This is a genomic window from Kribbella sp. ALI-6-A (assembly GCF_001984195.1).
GTDB lineage: Bacteria > Actinomycetota > Actinomycetes > Propionibacteriales > Kribbellaceae > Kribbella.
This window is the reverse complement of record NZ_MTQN01000010.1, coordinates 345,776-361,330: the sequence shown is the minus strand read 5'-3', so window position 1 is coordinate 361,330 and position 15,555 is coordinate 345,776. Positions and strand designations below refer to the sequence as shown.

The 15,555-nt window shown below is 70.2% G+C and carries 18 protein-coding genes and 1 tRNA gene; 8 read left to right on the top strand and 11 right to left on the bottom strand.

What is annotated here, in order from left to right:
- Window positions 1–27: 27 nt before the first annotated feature.
- Window positions 28–612 carry a hypothetical protein gene (locus BWI15_RS16055; protein ID WP_077015219.1) on the bottom strand — a complete coding sequence of 195 codons (585 nt, stop codon included), beginning with the start codon at window positions 610–612 and terminating at the stop codon, window positions 28–30.
- Window positions 613–758: 146 nt separating this feature from the next.
- On the opposite strand from BWI15_RS16055, the gene BWI15_RS16050 reads away from it, so the two are divergent.
- Together BWI15_RS16050 and BWI15_RS16045 are read left to right on the top strand one after the other, a co-directional pair.
- Entirely contained in the window at window positions 759–1,586 is an 828-nt protein-coding gene (locus tag BWI15_RS16050; RefSeq protein ID WP_077015218.1) for an ROK family protein, read from the top strand.
- A 54-nt stretch (window positions 1,587–1,640) separates the two neighbouring features.
- Entirely contained in the window at window positions 1,641–2,324 is a 684-nt protein-coding gene (locus BWI15_RS16045) for a pentapeptide repeat-containing protein (protein ID WP_077015217.1), read from the top strand.
- A gap of 15 nt (window positions 2,325–2,339) precedes the next feature.
- Here the strand turns inward: BWI15_RS16045 and BWI15_RS16040 are convergent, their stop codons facing one another.
- Window positions 2,340–3,068: a hypothetical protein gene (locus BWI15_RS16040; protein WP_143465629.1), complete on the bottom strand. Its 729-nt coding sequence runs from the start codon at window positions 3,066–3,068 to the stop codon at window positions 2,340–2,342.
- Between the two features lie 183 nt (window positions 3,069–3,251).
- On the opposite strand from BWI15_RS16040, the gene BWI15_RS16035 reads away from it, so the two are divergent.
- Complete coding sequence (locus tag BWI15_RS16035; protein ID WP_077015215.1) at window positions 3,252–4,103, top strand: hypothetical protein; 852 nt, start codon at window positions 3,252–3,254, stop codon at window positions 4,101–4,103.
- A 41-nt stretch (window positions 4,104–4,144) separates the two neighbouring features.
- A complete protein-coding gene (locus BWI15_RS38835) occupies window positions 4,145–4,510 on the top strand; it encodes an AAA family ATPase (protein ID WP_143465627.1) in 366 nt (121 codons plus the stop codon).
- 216 nt (window positions 4,511–4,726) lie between these two features.
- Here BWI15_RS38835 and BWI15_RS16030 read toward each other — a convergent pair whose 3' ends face one another.
- Together BWI15_RS16030 and BWI15_RS16025 are read right to left on the bottom strand one after the other, a co-directional pair.
- A complete protein-coding gene (locus tag BWI15_RS16030) occupies window positions 4,727–5,203 on the bottom strand; it encodes a nitroreductase/quinone reductase family protein (RefSeq protein WP_077015214.1) in 477 nt (158 codons plus the stop codon).
- On the bottom strand, window positions 5,200–5,979 hold the full coding sequence (locus BWI15_RS16025) for an SDR family NAD(P)-dependent oxidoreductase (RefSeq protein ID WP_077015213.1): 780 nt from the start codon (window positions 5,977–5,979) through the stop codon (window positions 5,200–5,202). The genes BWI15_RS16030 and BWI15_RS16025 overlap by 4 nt, the downstream gene beginning before the upstream one ends.
- A 104-nt stretch (window positions 5,980–6,083) precedes the next feature.
- Between BWI15_RS16025 and BWI15_RS16020 the strand changes: the two genes are divergently transcribed.
- From BWI15_RS16020 to BWI15_RS16005, 4 genes are all read left to right on the top strand, one after another.
- A complete protein-coding gene (locus BWI15_RS16020; protein WP_077015212.1) occupies window positions 6,084–6,728 on the top strand; it encodes a TetR/AcrR family transcriptional regulator in 645 nt (214 codons plus the stop codon).
- Window positions 6,729–6,911: 183 nt separating this feature from the next.
- Window positions 6,912–9,026, top strand: a complete 2,115-nt coding sequence (locus BWI15_RS16015) for an MMPL family transporter (RefSeq protein ID WP_077015211.1) — start codon at window positions 6,912–6,914, stop codon at window positions 9,024–9,026.
- Between the two features lie 3 nt (window positions 9,027–9,029).
- Window positions 9,030–10,205: a sensor histidine kinase gene (locus tag BWI15_RS16010; RefSeq protein ID WP_237771299.1), complete on the top strand. Its 1,176-nt coding sequence runs from the start codon at window positions 9,030–9,032 to the stop codon at window positions 10,203–10,205.
- Window positions 10,202–10,843 (top strand): response regulator, encoded by a 642-nt coding sequence (locus BWI15_RS16005; RefSeq protein ID WP_077015210.1) that lies wholly within the window; start codon window positions 10,202–10,204, stop codon window positions 10,841–10,843. Before BWI15_RS16010 ends, BWI15_RS16005 begins: the two co-directional genes overlap by 4 nt.
- A 218-nt stretch (window positions 10,844–11,061) precedes the next feature.
- Here the strand turns inward: BWI15_RS16005 and BWI15_RS16000 are convergent.
- The 7 genes from BWI15_RS16000 to BWI15_RS15970 form a co-directional block, all read right to left on the bottom strand.
- Window positions 11,062–11,137 (bottom strand) — tRNA-Ala (locus tag BWI15_RS16000).
- A gap of 151 nt (window positions 11,138–11,288) precedes the next feature.
- The gene (sepX, locus tag BWI15_RS15995; protein WP_077015209.1) at window positions 11,289–12,161 is read right to left on the bottom strand and encodes a divisome protein SepX/GlpR; all 873 of its coding nucleotides are present in this window, start codon (window positions 12,159–12,161) and stop codon (window positions 11,289–11,291) included.
- 98 nt (window positions 12,162–12,259) lie between these two features.
- The gene (locus tag BWI15_RS15990) at window positions 12,260–12,877 is read right to left on the bottom strand and encodes a GNAT family N-acetyltransferase (protein WP_077015208.1); all 618 of its coding nucleotides are present in this window, start codon (window positions 12,875–12,877) and stop codon (window positions 12,260–12,262) included.
- On the bottom strand, window positions 12,877–13,365 hold the full coding sequence (locus tag BWI15_RS15985) for a MogA/MoaB family molybdenum cofactor biosynthesis protein (RefSeq protein ID WP_077015207.1): 489 nt from the start codon (window positions 13,363–13,365) through the stop codon (window positions 12,877–12,879). The genes BWI15_RS15990 and BWI15_RS15985 overlap by 1 nt, the downstream gene beginning before the upstream one ends.
- Complete coding sequence (gene moaC / locus BWI15_RS15980; RefSeq protein WP_077015206.1) at window positions 13,362–13,850, bottom strand: cyclic pyranopterin monophosphate synthase MoaC; 489 nt, start codon at window positions 13,848–13,850, stop codon at window positions 13,362–13,364. Before moaC ends, BWI15_RS15985 begins: the two co-directional genes overlap by 4 nt.
- On the bottom strand, window positions 13,847–15,073 hold the full coding sequence (gene glp / locus BWI15_RS15975) for a molybdotransferase-like divisome protein Glp (protein ID WP_077015205.1): 1,227 nt from the start codon (window positions 15,071–15,073) through the stop codon (window positions 13,847–13,849). The genes moaC and glp overlap by 4 nt, the downstream gene beginning before the upstream one ends.
- Window positions 15,070–15,549 (bottom strand): GNAT family N-acetyltransferase, encoded by a 480-nt coding sequence (locus tag BWI15_RS15970; RefSeq protein WP_077015204.1) that lies wholly within the window; start codon window positions 15,547–15,549, stop codon window positions 15,070–15,072. Before BWI15_RS15970 ends, glp begins: the two co-directional genes overlap by 4 nt.
- Window positions 15,550–15,555 lie beyond the last annotated feature (6 nt).

The window sequence follows — 15,555 nt, the reverse complement described above, 5'->3', positions numbered from 1 at the left end:
ACCCGGTCCCGCGTGAGCGCGACCGGTTCAGGACAACACGGACAGATCCCGTACGCCGGGAGGCCCGCGCCGCGAAACGTTCGAGGTCGACCACCGCTGCCTTGGCCGGGGTGCCGCCCTGGTGACGCCCAGCGCGCGACCGGCAACCGGCAACGCGACGACCGGCGCGGGCAGCGCGGGAACGAGGCGCGCGACGATTCGCCGTACCCGGAGCACCCACTGATGGGTCCGCTCGATCAGCCCGACACCGACGAGCAGGACGACCAGGTGGGCGGTCGCCATGGTCAGCGAACCGGCGATTCCGCCGTGCGCCATCGGCGCCGTACCGTGGACGGCCAGGTCGTGGCCGGATCCCATCGGAGCGGGGCGGTGCGCGGCGTCCAGGGCGAAGTGCGCGAAGAGCTGGATGACGGCCAGCACGACAACGGCCCAGTCACGCCGGCCCGCCAGGTGCGGACCCAGCAACCAGCAGGCCGCGGCGAGCGCTAGCAGCTGCGGCAGGACCCCCGTCGCGACGGCTCCCCCGGCGAGCGCATGCCCCACCACCGCGACCCCGACGCTCAGCGCCAGGACCCCGGACGTGGCCGTGCTCTCGGCGTGCAACCGGATCACCTTCGTCCCTCGGGCGGCGGGCCGCCCAGAGGTACCCCGGGCGAGCCCTTCGAACCATGGTTCCACAGGCTCGACGTCGGGGCGCCGGCCGATCCTCCCGGTGGCGAGTCCCGAGCCGTGGGTGCTGATCGGGAATGATGGGGGTCATGAGCAACGATGCGGGCGTGGCCGTGCTGGAGGTCGGCGGCAGCCATGTGACGGCGGCGGTCGTGGTGCCGGGGAGCTGGCAGGTGGAGGCGCTGCGCCGGACGCCGCTGGACTCGCGGACCTCGGCGGAGGAGATCGTCGCCCAGCTCGGGCGGGCCGCTGCGCAGCTGCCCTTGGATCACGGGTTGGCGCTCGCATTGCCTGGTCCGTTCGACTACGAGACCGGGATCGCGTGGTACCGCGGCGTCGAGAAGTTCGACTCCTTGTACGGGCACGACCTGGGCAAGAGCCTGCGTGACCTGCTGGATCTGGACCGGGTCGTGTTCGTCAACGACGCCGAGGCGTTCGCGGTCGGCGAGTGGACCGCCGGGACGTTACGGGGCTTCGACCGCTGCGCCGGCGTCACCATCGGCACCGGCATCGGCACGGCGTTCCTGCTGAACGGCCGTGTTGTCCGCACCGGCGACACCGTCCCACCCGGCGGCGAGCTTTACCGCACGACGTATCGCGGCAAGCCCCTCGAGGACTGGATCTCCGCCCGAGCCATCCTCGCGGCGTACGGCGAAGCTCCGGGTGTGAAAGAAGTCGCTGACGCTGCCCGCGCGGGCGACACTCGCGCGCACCAGGTCTTGCTGGACGCGTTCACCGTGCTCGCCGAAACCCTCACGCCATGGCTCGACCGCTTCGGCGCCACCCGCGTCGTGCTGGGCGGGTCAATCTCGGGTGCCTTCGATCTGGTCCGGCAGCTGTTCGAGTTCGACGTCACTGTCACGCAGGACACTGAGCACGCGGCGATCATCGGGACTGCGGCGCGGGCGATCGACTGATCCGGTCCCCCGCTGTCCGCACGGGTTGTCCGCGCCGCCGGATACCGTGCTCGGATGACCAAGAGCGGACAGAAGATCGCCGGACCTCGCCTGCGAACCGACCTGGAGCGCGCAACTCCCACGGTGGACGAGATCGACGACGAGGACCGCCTGCTCGACCTCGCTCTGGACGACGTCGACCTCCGCGACCTCGAAGCCGAGCACCTGGAACTGAGCGGCTGCCGCCTGACCAGATGTGATCTCGGCGGATCCGAGCTGGAGAAAGCGATCCTGGTCGACCTCGTGCTCGACCACTGCGATCTCGCCAACGCCCGCTGGTCCGACGCCTCGGCCACCCGCGTCCAGGTCACCTCATCCCGCCTGACCGGTTTCGCCGGCCCCGGACTCAGTCTCCAGCACACCACAGTGCGCGACAGCGTGCTCGACTTCAGCTCGTTCCGGTTCGCCAAGTTCGTCAAGGCGGAGTTCACCGACTGCCGGCTGCAGAGCGCCGACTTCGTCTCCGCCGACCTGTCCGGCACCGTCTTCCGCCACTGCGACCTGACCGGCGCCGAGTTCTCCCAGGTGAAGGCGAACGGCGCGGTGTTCGTCGACTGCACCTGGGACGGCACCCGCGGAATCGCCAGCCTCGGCGGCGCCACGATCGCCAACTCGTCGCCGATCGACGCCCTGGCCGTCACGCTCGCGATGGCCGCGGCCCTCGGCATCACCCTCGGCGACCCCGACGACTTCGCGTGACGGTCAGCCCTCCGATCAGAGCGTGAGCGGAACCGGCCGGCCCCAGGTGTCCTCGGCGTCGTCGGCGGTCGCGCGAAGCTCGAGCTCGGCGCACTCGTCAGCCGGTACGGCGACCGTGAACTCGCCGCGCTCGGCGTCCGTGGTGGTCTTCGCCAGCTCGGACCAGTCACCGCCACAGCGCTTCTCCACCTTCACGCCGACTCCGCCGTACGGGACGAGGCCTTTGGCCTCCGGCGAATAACGCAGTACGACGTACGTCGCCTCGACCCCGCCGTCGTCCTGCGGCAGGGTCGCGATCGACTGGATGTCGGTGCCGAGCCGGATGTCCATCTCCAACGGCTTCGACTCCACGCCCTTCGGCCCCCGCCAGGTCCGCAGGCCGAGCGGGTCCCCGTCGTACACGTGGACCTTCGCGAGATTCGACCCGGTGAACTGCACGCCGTCGAGATGCTGACTCCCCTGCCAGCTCTCCCACATCCCCGCCTCGGGACACGTCGACCGAGCCATCAGGAACGCCGCCGGCGTGAGCACATGCCCCTTCACCAGCCCCGACGCTTCCTTGGTCACCATCAACGGCGGCTCCTCGCCGTCGCCCCGCCCGGCCTCCGGCGAGGCCCCTTCCATCAGCAGCTCACACCGCGCCGGCCCGGCGACCTGATCCTCCGCCGCATTCCCGTGCCCAGCCGCCACCCCAGCCATGGCAAACGCCAGCACGAACAACCCCGCGGCCACGCGCTGCCTCACACCACTCACCTCCACGCCCACCCAACCGCGTCCTACCCTGGCACACCCCACCCCCAGACCTTCTACAGAAACCCCGTTTCTTCACCTGGCTCTTTCCGGCGGTGGCCCCGGCGTGCCACGCTGCGGCTGTGCCTGTTGGTGACGTCCTGGGGTGGGACGTCGCCGGCGACAAGGGGGATCACCATGAACGTCCTGACTCCCGGCGTGAACGGCTCCGGCCCAGCCATCACCGCGGGCCGCCGTACGCCGACCGCAGCTCGCCGAGGGCTGACCCCGATCGCGGGCCGCCGAGACCTTCGCACCACACCACCCGCGTCCGGTACCCGCATCAGCCTGCGGGCATTGCTCGAAGCCGGCGGCGCCGCGGCGGCCGTGCTCTACGTGATCCTGTCGGTCTACTACGACAGGTTCTACTCCCGCCTCGGCATCGAACCAGGCGACGTCGGCCTCGACCGTACGGCGATCATCTCGCGCGCGGTCGGCGGCGTGATCGCGCTGGCCGCCACGCTGATCGCGGTCGGCGTCATCTACTCGCAACTGCTGCTCGTCTACAGCTACTTCATGCAACGCCTCGGGCAGCACCTCCTGCGCCGGACCACGCCGAACGCCGAAGCCGACATCGAGCTCATCCGCCGACGCAGCCCCCTGCTCGGCACCCTAGTCGCGGCCACCTTGATCGAGCGCCCGTCGATGAGCGTCGGCCGCAAACGATCCGCCCTGCTCGCCGGCCTCTTCGCAGTACCGTTCCTGGGCCTCGTCCTGTTCACCACCTGGTCCACCGTGAACGACGCCGCCAGGGCCGCCGCCTCCGGCCAGGTCGTCCGCCCCTTCACCTTCCTCGGCCTCCGCGTCCTCGACATCGAGTCCCGCCCCTGCACCGCCAACTGGCTCGGCACGGCCACGACCCAGCCGGCCGCCCTCCGCTCCCCCGACCTCCGATGCCTGGGCAGCGCCAACGGCACCACGATCTTCCGCGTCGGCACCACCACCGTCACCGTCCCCGCCGGCCAGGTCGTCATCAGCCTGCAGTCCTGATCGCCTTCCGCTTCAACCCAACGCTGTGAGAGCGTCAGCCGATGCGTCGTGTCGTCGTCATCGGTGTCGCCGGCTCCGGCAAGTCCACCGTGGCCCGCGCCTTGAGCGAACGCCTCGATGCCCCGCACATCGAATTGGACGCGATCTTCTGGCAACCGAACTGGACCAAGCTCGACGAAGACGAGTTCGCCGCCCGCGTCGCCGCGGCCACCGCCACCGGCCCGTGGATTGCCGACGGCAACTACTCCGCCGAACCATTCACCGCATCATCTCCGGCGTCGAACTCTGGAACGGCAACCGCGAAGGCAGCCTCCGAGACCAACTCAGCCGAGACCCCGCCAAATCGATCCTGCTCTGGTCCTGGCGGACCTATACACCCACCAAACGCGAGTACGCCGAAGCGATGAACGATCCGCGGTACGCGCAGGTGAGGTTCGTCAGACTGAGGTCCCGCCGCGAGACGAGGAAGTTCCTTTCAGGATGAGTGGTTCAGCGGTCCGCCGTCCCCTCGGGAAGGTTCGACATCCATCCAGGACCGCCGCACCGGCTGAAGCCTTCGTCCACCGACCCGTCGTTCACGCCACGCTCCCTGGGAGTGGTCCGCCGGTCGAGGGGCTCCGCAATCAGGGCCGATAGCGGAAGCTGACACGCATCAGCCTGCTGTCCGCCCAGTCCTCGAGCCGGGTCGGCCGGATCGTGCCAGGGTCGTGAGGCTGGTTGAGGTCCGCGACGATCTCGGCCAGCACCGCCTGCCGCTCGTCCGGGTCGGTGACCGGTGTGGCCCGTGCGGCGAGGTCCGCACGGACGCCGTTCTTCAGGTGGAAGGTGAAGTCGGGGTGGGCGAGCAGGTTCGCGTGCCAGTCGGTGGCGCCTCCCCCAGCACCGCTGCACAGGTAGGTCCTCCCGGCGGCTCGGTAGAAGAAGATCTCGAGACGGCGCGGGCGGCCCGTGCGGCGTCCCCGGGTCGTGATGTCGATGATCCGTTCGCGCGTGCCTGCCGCGGGCGTGATCTCGATGGCCCGTCGAACGTGTGCGGGCAGGTGCGACAACGACTCGTCCGGTGCCGAGTCGCGCCGTCCAGCCGGGTGCTTGCTGCTCATGCGGGCTCGGCCTGCAGAGCGGGACCCAGGAGGAGTCCGCCGTCGACGACGTACTCCGACCCCGTGATGAACGAGGCCTCCGCGGAGGCGAGGAACAGGAGGAGTTGGGTGACGTCGGTGGGCTGCCCGAGCCGGGGGATCGCGAACGGCTCCGGCGAGAAGTAGTCGGCAATCGCGGCCGTGGCGCCGGCCGCCGGCTCGGTGATGAACGAGGTCGCGATCACGCCGGGATGGATCGTGTTCACACGAATGCCGTCGCGGCCGAGCTCGAGCGCGGCGGTGCGGGTGAGCCCTCGCACGGCCCACTTGCTCGCCACGTAGGGCGCGTAGTACGCCGTGCCCCCGACGCCCATCGTCGACGCGATGTTGACGATCGCTCCTCCGGCCGCGCGGCGCAGGGCCGGTGCGGCGACCTTCATGCCGAGGAAGGTGCCGGTCAGGTTGATGTCCAGGATGCGCGTCCACGTCGCCTGTTCCGTGTGCTCGATCGGCGCCGGCGGGTTCTGGACGCCGGCGTTGTTGACGAGCACGTGCAGGCCGCCGAAGGTCTCCTCCGCAGCCTCGACCGCGGCGGACCACGACGTCTCGTCGGTGACGTCGAGCCTCGTGAAGCAGGCGCGGGTGCCGAGCTCCGTGGCGAGCGCCGCTCCGCGCTCGACGTCGATGTCGCCGACCACGACATTCGCGCCCTCGGCGTGGAACGCGCGGACGTGGCTCGCACCCTGGCCGCCGGACCCGCCGGTCACGAGCACGGTCTGGTTGTCGAAACGGGTCATCAGTCTTCCTTCGCTGCCGGTGGTGAGTCGAGTCACTCACCTCTGATTCGACCCTAAGTGCGCAAGAGTGGTGAGTCAAGCCACTCACCTCGTACACTTCGGCCATGACCGACGTCCGCCCGACCTACCACCAGCGCGTGGCCCAGGAGAAGCGCGGGCAGATCATGACGGCAGCGACCGCACTCTTCCTCGAGCTCGGGTACGACCGGACCTCGCTCGCGCGGATCGCGGAGCGTTCCGGAGTCTCGCGCGCCACCCTGTTCAAGCAGTTCCCCACCAAGGCCGCCCTGTTCGACGCCATCGTCACCGAGGCCTGGTCAGCGGCCGACGAGCAGGAGCCACCGCCGACCGGCGACGTCGTCGAGGGCCTCACGACCCTCGGGCGCCGGTACGCCGACCTGCTGAGCCGACCCCAGATGACCGACCTGTTCCGCATCGTCATCGCCGAGCTGCCACGGTTTCCTGAGCTCGCGAACGCGCAGTTCGCCCACGGGAAGCTGCCGTACTTCGAGTCGGTACGCCGCTACCTGGCGGCCGAACACGACGCGGGCACCGTACACGTCGACGACCCGGACCTGACCGCCACGCAGTTCCTCGGCATGATCTCCAATTACGTCTTCTGGCCGACACTGCTCGTGCCGGGCTGGGACGTGGACGCCCAGCGCATCGCGGAGGTCGTCAACGAAGCCGTCCGCACCATCGCCGCGCGGTACGCCACGACCCGACGAGTGCAGTCGACCGATGACTGAGTCCCGCCGACCGCGGGATGAGCCTTGTCGGCACCAGGAGCTGCTCTCTCACGTGTCAGCGGATCCGCAACCCAGCCCGCGCTAGCCGCCTGCCCAGCCGTCCGTCGTACTCCGTGCGGAGTACGGCGAAGTGTCTGCCGTGGCCAGACGCGTCAACGCCGCCGGCTTGACAGCGTGATCTCCATGACTTCTGAACTACTGGCGCCCGACCAGTCCGGTGCCGATACCAGACCGAAGAGATCACGGACCAAGACCGTGCTGCCGTGGCTGATGGTGGCTGTGTGGGTCGGGCTGGCGGTGGCCGGGCTCTCACTCGCCGGCAAACTCGACTCGGTGACCCGCGATGGCCAGGCCGACTACCTGCCGGCCAGCGCCCAGTCGACCAAGGTGCTCCTGGCCGAGGCCGAGCTGCCCGGCGGCGAGAGCGGCCTGCTCGTGGTCGTGTACGAGCGACCCGACGGCCTCCGACCGGGCGATCGGGAGGCGGTCGTACGCGGCCACACCGAGCTGGCGAAGCGATTCGGCAACGACACCGCCGCACCGCCCGAGATCGTCGACTCCGCCGACGGCACAGCCCTGATGTACGCGCTGCCGCTCGGCCGAGAGGCGGTCGCCGAGGAGGCCCGCGCCACCGCCGAGGCGCGTGCCCTTCTCGCCGACCGGCCGAACGGCCTGAAGGCCTATGTCACCGGTCCGAGCGCGCTGGGTGCCGATATGGACGAGGTCTTCGATGCCGTCGACGCTACGTTGATGCTCGCTACCGCCGTAGTGGTGGCGGTCCTGCTGATCCTGACGTACCGCAGTCCGCTGCTGTGGCTGGTCCCGCTCGCGTCGGTCGGGGTTGCGGCGATCACGGCGATGGGTGTCGTTTACGCACTCACCCAGATCTTCGACATCACCGTGACGAGCATGAGCTCGGCGCTGCTGATCGTCCTGGTCTTCGGCGCGGGCACCGACTACGCCTTGCTTCTCGTGTCTCGCTACCGCGAGGAGCTACACACCTACGAGCGGCCGGTCGACGCGATGCTGGCGGCGCTACGTGGGGCCGGCCCGGCGATCCTGGCTTCGGCGGCGACCGTGGCAGCCGGCCTGCTGTGCCTGTTGGCCGCGGATCTCAACAGCATCAGCGGTCTTGGCCCGGTGGGTGCGGCGGGCATCGCGTCCGCGCTGCTCGTCATGCTGACGCTTTTCCCGGCCCTGCTGGTGGTGCTCGGGCGCCGGGTCTTCTGGCCGTTCGTGCCGCGAGTCGGGGTTGAGGCACACGCATCCGGTTCTCGGTGGGCTCGGCTTGGCGAGCTGGTTGCTCGCCGCCGCGTCGCCGGCTGGGCGGTGCCGCTGGTCATCCTGGGCGCTCTCGCGCTGGGCACAGTAGGTGCCAGCGGCTCGCTTCCGCAGCTGGACCAGTTCGCCCGCTCGACCCCGGAGTCGGTGGCCGGGGCGAAGCTGATCGAGGCGCGCTACCCCGATCAGAGCGGTCAGCCGCTCACCGTGATGAGTCGGCCGGCCCAGAGCCGCGAGGTCCTGGCCGCCGTCGAAAGTACCCCGGGGGTTGCCGAAGCCGAGGTCGACCGGGCCAGTGCCGACTGGGTGGAGATCTCCGTGATCCCGGTCGACTCGCCGGACAGCGCGGGTGAGACGGCGACGATCAAGCGGCTGCGGGAGCGCGTGCACAAGGTCGCCGGCGACGCCGTACTGGTCGGTGGGCCGAGTGCCGAAAGGCTTGACGAGGCCGAGACCAACAAGAGCGACCGCAATCTGGTGATGCCGCTGATCCTGCTGGTGGTGCTCGCCATCCTCGGGCTGCTGCTGCGGGCGATCGTGGCTCCGCTGGTCCTGGTCGCCACCGTCGTGGTGTCGTTCTTCGGAGCCCTCGGACTGTGCAACCTGTTGTTCGACCAGGTGCTCGGTTTCGCCGGGTTGGAGTCGTCGGTGCCGCTGATCGGGTTCCTCTTCCTGGTCGCACTCGGGGTCGACTACAACATCTTCTTGATGACCCGGGTCCGTGAGGAAGCCGCCCGGCACGGGACTGTCGAGGGCACGAAGCGTGGCCTCGCGGTGACCGGTGGCGTGATCACCTCGGCCGGCGTGGTGCTCGCGGCGACGTTCGCGGTGCTCGCCACGCTACCGCTCGTCATGCTCGTCGAGATTGGGATACTGGTCGCCGTCGGCGTGCTCATCGACACCTTGCTGGTGCGGTCCATCGTGGTTCCCGCATTGACGATGTCGCTGGGTTCGCGGATCTGGTGGCCCAGCAAGCTCTGGCGCACGGGACAGGAACGTGTCGATGACACTGTGTGAACGATGATGGCGCTCCGTCCGTCAGTAGCCGATCGGCTGCTGGCGGCGGCGGCGTTCGTGCTCGGCGTCGTCGTCGCGATCACGCTCCAGGCGGTCGACTTCGACGGCGAGCGCAGCGTGGATCTGTGGGCGATCGCGCTCCTGGGCGCGATGTCGGCGCCGTTGCTGGCTCGCCGTCGCCGGCCGATCCTCGTCGTCCTCGCGGTCCTCGCCGTGTCGACGCCTTACCACATCCTCGACTATCCCCATGAGGCCACGATGCCTGCCTCGCTTGTGGCGGCGTTCGCGGCGGCGCGCTACAGCGCGCCACCGCGGCGGGCCGCCGCCGTCCTGCTGGCGGTGGCCGCGGTGACCGTGCCGGTCCTCGCCGACGAGGCGTCGGGGGCACCTGGCGATGCTCTGCTCGGCGTCGGTTGGCTGCTGATGGCCTTCTTCGCTGGGCTGGCGGTCCGCTTCCATGAAAACTGGAAGGCCGCCGTCACCGCGCGGGTCGAGCAGGAGCGCGCCGACGAGGTCGAGCGGCGGGTCGCCGAGGAGCGGGTCCTGATCGCTGCCGAGCTGCACGACGTCCTGGCGCACGGCCTCGCGGTCGCGAACGTCCAAGCGTCCGTCGCTGCGCACCTGATCGACCAGCTACCGACGCGCGGGGATGCGTCGCTGCAGGAGCTGTCCAGCACGCTGCACAACCTGTCGGACACGAGCCGAGCCACACTCCATGAGCTGCGTGCCGTTCTGGACGTGCTGCATGGTGGCGAGGCGGAGCCAACCGAGCCGGCGCCTCACCTCGGCGAGCTGCAGCGTCTGGTGGAGATGGCCGAGGCGGCTGATGTCCGGGTCGACGTGGAAGCTGACGGGCTCCCGGACGAGTTACCGTCGACGGTGTCCGTCGTGGCCTATCGGATCATCCAGGAGTCGCTCACCAATGTCATTCGACACTCGACGGCCAAGCACGCGACCGTCCGACTCGGCCAGCACGGCCGCCGGCTGCAGATCGCGGTCATCGATCACGGGCCCGCGCGCCCGAGCTCAACCGTGACGCCGGCCGGCTTCGGGATCGCCGGGATGAGAGGGCGAGCACAGGCCGTCGGCGGCGAACTGTCCGCCGGCCCGGGCGAGTCCGGAGGATTCGAGGTACGGGCCAGCCTGCCGCTGCCGGAGATCTGGCGGGTGCCGTCGTGATCCGGGTCCTGCTCGCCGACGACCAGGCCCTGGTACGCGGCGCGTTCGCGCTGCTGGTCAACTCCGCTGACGACATGGAGGTCGTCGGCGAGGCCGGCACCGGCGACGAGGCGGTGAGGCTGACCCGGGACCTGCGCCCCGATGTCGTTTTGATGGACATCAGGATGCCGAGCACCGACGGCATCGAGGCGACCCGGCAGATCTTCGCTGCCGATGGATCGAGCAGCAAGGTGCTGATCCTGACCACGTTCGAGACAGACACCAACGTACTGCGGGGCCTTCGCGCGGGGGCGTGTGGATTCCTGCCCAAGGACACCCGTCCGGACGCGCTGCTGGACGCCATCCGCACTGTCGCGGCGGGGGAGTCGCTGCTGTCGCCCGGCGCGACCAGGGCGGTCATCACCCGTGCACTGAGTCGCCCGGACGCTCCTACGCCGGAGCGGCTGGCCAGCCTGACGGCGCGCGAACGCGAGGTGCTTCGGCTGGTCGCCGCCGGCCGAAGCAACCAGGAGATCGCGGACGAACTGGTCGTCAGCCCGCTGACCGCCAAGACACACGTGGCCCGCATCCTGGCGAAGTTGGGCGCTCGCGACCGGGTCCATCTCGTGATCGCCGCGTACGAAGCCGGGCTCCCCTAGGCGCTTCGCCAAGCATCGACCCGCCCGGGCGAGTCCGCCTGCCGCCGACCCTGGTGGTCGGTGGTGACCAGCTGGAAACGGTGGAGGAGATCCTCACCAGCAGTGAAGTAGCCAAGTGGATTCGAGTGTCGGAGTCAACGCTGTGCCAGTCCCCCGCTCGCACCGGTTGAAAATACGAGAACCCGCAGGTCAGGACGACCTGCGGGTTCTTTGTTGCCTGGTGGAGCTGAGGGGATTCGAACCCCTGACCTTCTCATTGCGAACGAGACGCGCTACCAACTGCGCCACAGCCCCAGATCTTCGTCGCGGTGGTGCCTTGCGACCGCGAAACTCTAACACGGTGGTGGGGTGGAGCTGAAATCGGATTCGGGGTGTGGCGAGGTGGCGGCGGACACACGACTGCCCGCCGCTGGGAGCGACGGGCAGGGGGGTGCCGTGGGCGGTGTCAGTCGCCGACGGCGCGCTTGATCTCCGGTTCGACCTCGGGTTCGGCGACCTCGTCGGGCACGATCGGCGGGGCCGTCGGTTCGGGCTCGACGATGCGGGCCGAGGAGAAGACGTCGGGGCCGGACAGGTTGATCGTGCGGACCGTGCGGTCGGGGGCCTTCTCCTTCAGCACGTACGTCGGCAGCGTCACCGGCACCGGGTCCCACAGGCCTTCGGAGGAGATCGGTTTGGTCTCGGGCTTCACCACCGGCGGCTCGGCGACCGGCAACTGGACCTCGACGGTCAGTTCGTTGTCCGGCGACGACGGCGGAGCCACCGCCGGCCCCCGGTCGTGACGCGCGGCAGCCCGAGCACGTCGCGCGGCCACCAGCGCGGCCCGCTCACGAGCCTGACGACGCAGCTGCACCCGGGTCAGGACGATGAACGCGACGATGAGTACCGCCGGGATCGACACGCTCCACCACAGCAGGATCCCGAGCCCGGCCAGTGCCGTCATCGACAGCAGCGACAGGGTCAGGATCGACAGGACCCGCCGGCGGCGCATGGCGGCCACCCGGCGGGCTCGGTTGGGGATGTAGCGAGGCGGTGGCGGCTCGGCCACTGGTGTCCCGGTCGCGGTGACCATCGCGCCGTGGGCCGACGTACCGGTCACTGTCGTCCCGGCCGGTGTGGTCACTCCCGTGCCCGGCGACCGTACGACGTACCGGGCGCGGGTCCCGTCGGCTCGCGACAGCACGCGCGCGGCCGACGACGAGTACGCCTCCGCCGAGCGGCGCCTGCTCGCCTCGTCGTTGCGCTTGAGCATCATCGGGACGAGGTAGGCAGCCCACGCGGCGACGATCGCCACATAGATCAGCCCTGTCGTCCCCATGCGACGACGCTAAGACCCCGAACGGGTCAGGTGGGGCAGGTGGGACGGTGTGTCGCAAGAAGACTCGTGTGACTGGTGTGAACAACCACGCAGCGTGATCAGGGTAACCGCGCCACGAGACCGGGTCCGACCTCCTCCGCGTTGAGCGCGAAGATCCGGTGGTCGCGCCAGTCGCCGTCGATGTGCAGGAACCGCGGCCGCTCGCCTTCGTAGCGGAAGCCGAGCTTCTCGACCACCCGCAGACTCGCCTTGTTCTCCGGGCGGATCGCGACCTCGAGCCGGTGCAGCCCGAGCGTGAACCAGCAGTGGTCGGCGGCCAGCGCGACGGCCGTCGGCACGATCCCGCGACCGGCGTACTGTTCGTCGACCCAGTAGCCGAGGTTCGCCCAGCGGGCCGAGCCGTAGGTGATGCCGGACACGGTCAGTTGCCCGACCAGCGGCCACTTCGCCCGGGCTCCGGCGCCCGCCGCGCCGCCGTACGTGATGACGAACGGCAGCATCCGCCCGTAGCGGGCCTGCCGGTTCCAGTCCCGGGCCATCGCCCGGAAGGTGCGTGCTCCGTCGTCCGCTCCGGGCGGTTGGGTGGCGTCCCACGGCCGCAACCAGCTCAGGTTGCGCTGCCGGGCCGCACTCCACTCGGCGCCGTCACCAGCCCGCAGCGGTCGCAGCCCGACCTGTCCGTGCTGCAGTTCCACCGGCCAGTGGACGACTGCCATCAGTCGTCGTCCGTGCGCACATGGTCACCGCCGGCGACCTGCTCGACAGCGTGCCGCAGCAGCGGCTCCAGTACGGTCAGGCCGTCCTTGACTCCGCCACGGGAGCCGGGCAGGTTGACGATGACGGTCTTGCCGGCCACTCCGGCGACACCACGCGAGAGCGCGGCCGTCGGCACTCCCTGCGCCATGCCGTAGGCGCGGATGGCCTCAGCGATGCCGGGGATCTCCTTCTCGATCACTCCGGCGGTCCGCTCCGGCGTCTCGTCGGTCGGCGAGATCCCGGTGCCACCCGTCGTCACCACCACCTGGTACGACGCCTCGACCGCGGCCAGCAGCGCCTCGCCCACCGGTGCGCCGTCCGGGACCACCTGCGGCCCGTCGACGCTGAACCCCCAGGCAGCCAGCCGCTCCGCGATCAGCGGACCGGTGGTGTCGGTGTAGATCCCCGCGGCGGCGCGGTTGGAGATGCTGACGACAAGGGCTCTCACGCGCGCTCCCAGTGACCGGTCTTGCCGCCGTCCTTGGTCTCCACCCGGACGTCGGACAGTACGGCGGCCGGGTCGAGCGCCTTCACCATGTCGATCAGCGCGAGCCCGGCGACGCAGACGGCGGTCAGCGCCTCCATCTCGACGCCGGTCCGGTCGGTGGTCTTCACCACGGCCTCGATCCGTACGGCGTCGTCGTCCACCTCGAGCGCGACCTTGACCCCGGTCACCGCGATCGGGTGGCACAGCGGCACCAGGTCGGGCGTGCGCTTGGCGCCCATGATCCCGGCGATCCGGGCGACCGCGAGCGCGTCACCCTTCGGTACGCCGTCGCCGCGCAGCGCCTCGACCACCTCGGCCGAGACATAGACCTTGCCGGAGGCAACAGCTCGCCGGGCGGACTCGGCCTTGTCCGACACGTCGACCATCCGGGCCGCACCGCTCGCGTCCACATGGGTCAGCCCGCCGGGGCCCACGTCCTGCGTCATCCGGTCTCCTCGTCCAGCAGCCAGAGCTCGACCTGCTCGCCGGCCCGGACGGACGTGACGTCCTCGGGCACCACGATCAGGGCGTTGGAGCGGCTCAGCCCGCCGAGCAGGTGTGAGCCGTGCCCGCCGACTGTACTGGCCATCCACCCCTCGTCGCCGGAGGTGGCCGCGGCGCGGACGAACTGCCGCCTCCCGGCCGGTGAGCTGAACCCGTCCAGGCTGACGCCCCGCACCGTCGGCCGCCGGTACGGCATCTGCCCCATCAGCTTGCGCAGCGCGGGCCTGACGAACACCTCGAACGACACGTACGCCGACACCGGGTTGCCCGGCAGAGTGAAGATCGGCACCTCGTCGTCGCCCATCACGCCGAAGCCCTGCGGCTTGCCCGGCTGCATCGCGACCTCGGGAAAGTCGATGGTGCCGAGCTTGGTCAGCACCTCCTTGACCACGTCGTACACGCCCTTGCTGACGCCGCCGGAGGTGACCACCAGGTCGGCCCGCACCAGCTGGTCGGACAGCGTGTCCATGATCTTCTTCGGGTCGTCGTCGACGATGCCGACCCGATAGACCACGGCGCCGGCCTGCCGGGCCGCGGCCGCCAGGGTGTAGCTGTTCGAGTCGTAGATCTGCCCTTCGCCCAGCCGCGTACCGGGCTCGCGCAGCTCCGCACCGGTCGACACCACGACCACTCGGGGCCGCGGACGCACCTTCACCCGGGCCCGGCCGACAGCAGCCAGTACGGCGACCTGCCGCGGGCCCAGCACGGTGTCGGCGTCCAGCACCTTGTCGCCGGCCTTCACGTCCTCGCCGAACCGCCGGACCGAAGCACCGAGGACCGGCTGCTTGGCGATCCGGACCTGCGCCGCTCCCCCGTCGGTCCACTCGACCGGTACGACGCTGTCGGCGCCGCGGGGCATCGGTGCGCCGGTCATGATCCGCACGCAGGTCCCCGGCGTCACCACGATCGGCTCGCTCCGGCCCGCGGCGATCTCGCCGACCACCGGCAGCGTGACCGGCTGCTCCTGCGACGCCCCGGCCAGGTCGGCCACCTGGACGGCGTACCCGTCCATGGCCGAGTTGTCGAAGCCCGGCAGGTTCACACCCGACACCACGTCCTCGCAGAGCACCAGCCCGAGCGCCTCCATCAGCGGCTGCTCGAACGGCGGCAGGGCCCGCACCCTGCCCAGGACCACTTCCAGGTGCTCGTCAACGCTCCGTCTCACGCACTTGACTCTAGTCGCTCGGGATGGGAGCCCCAGACCATTCTCACGTCGGGTGCCCGCTCCTCGTTGGCGCTGCCGTCGGTACGGCGTACTTCGGTGAAGCCGTGCCGGCGGTAGAACTCCTGGGCCCGCAGATTGCTCTGGAACGTCCACAGAGCGAGACCGCCGGGCCGCAGGTCCTTGGCCAGGTCGACCAGCGTCGAGCCGATCCCCTGGCCGGCGGACGGTGGGTCGACGTACAGCTGGTCGAGGTCGTCGCCGTCGAGCGTCAGGACGGCGACGATCCGCCCGTCGTCCAGCGCCACCCAGGTCTGCCCGTCCGGCAGCAGCACGTCGCTGAACCACTTCCGCACCTCGGTCTCGGTGTGGATCGCCGGCGGCAGCTGCGAGCCCTCGGCGTGCCGGGCGGCCCACCACACCGCCGCCGCCTCGTTGGTGTCCCACGGCTCCATCGGCCGGATCAGCAGGTCGTCCATTCAGGG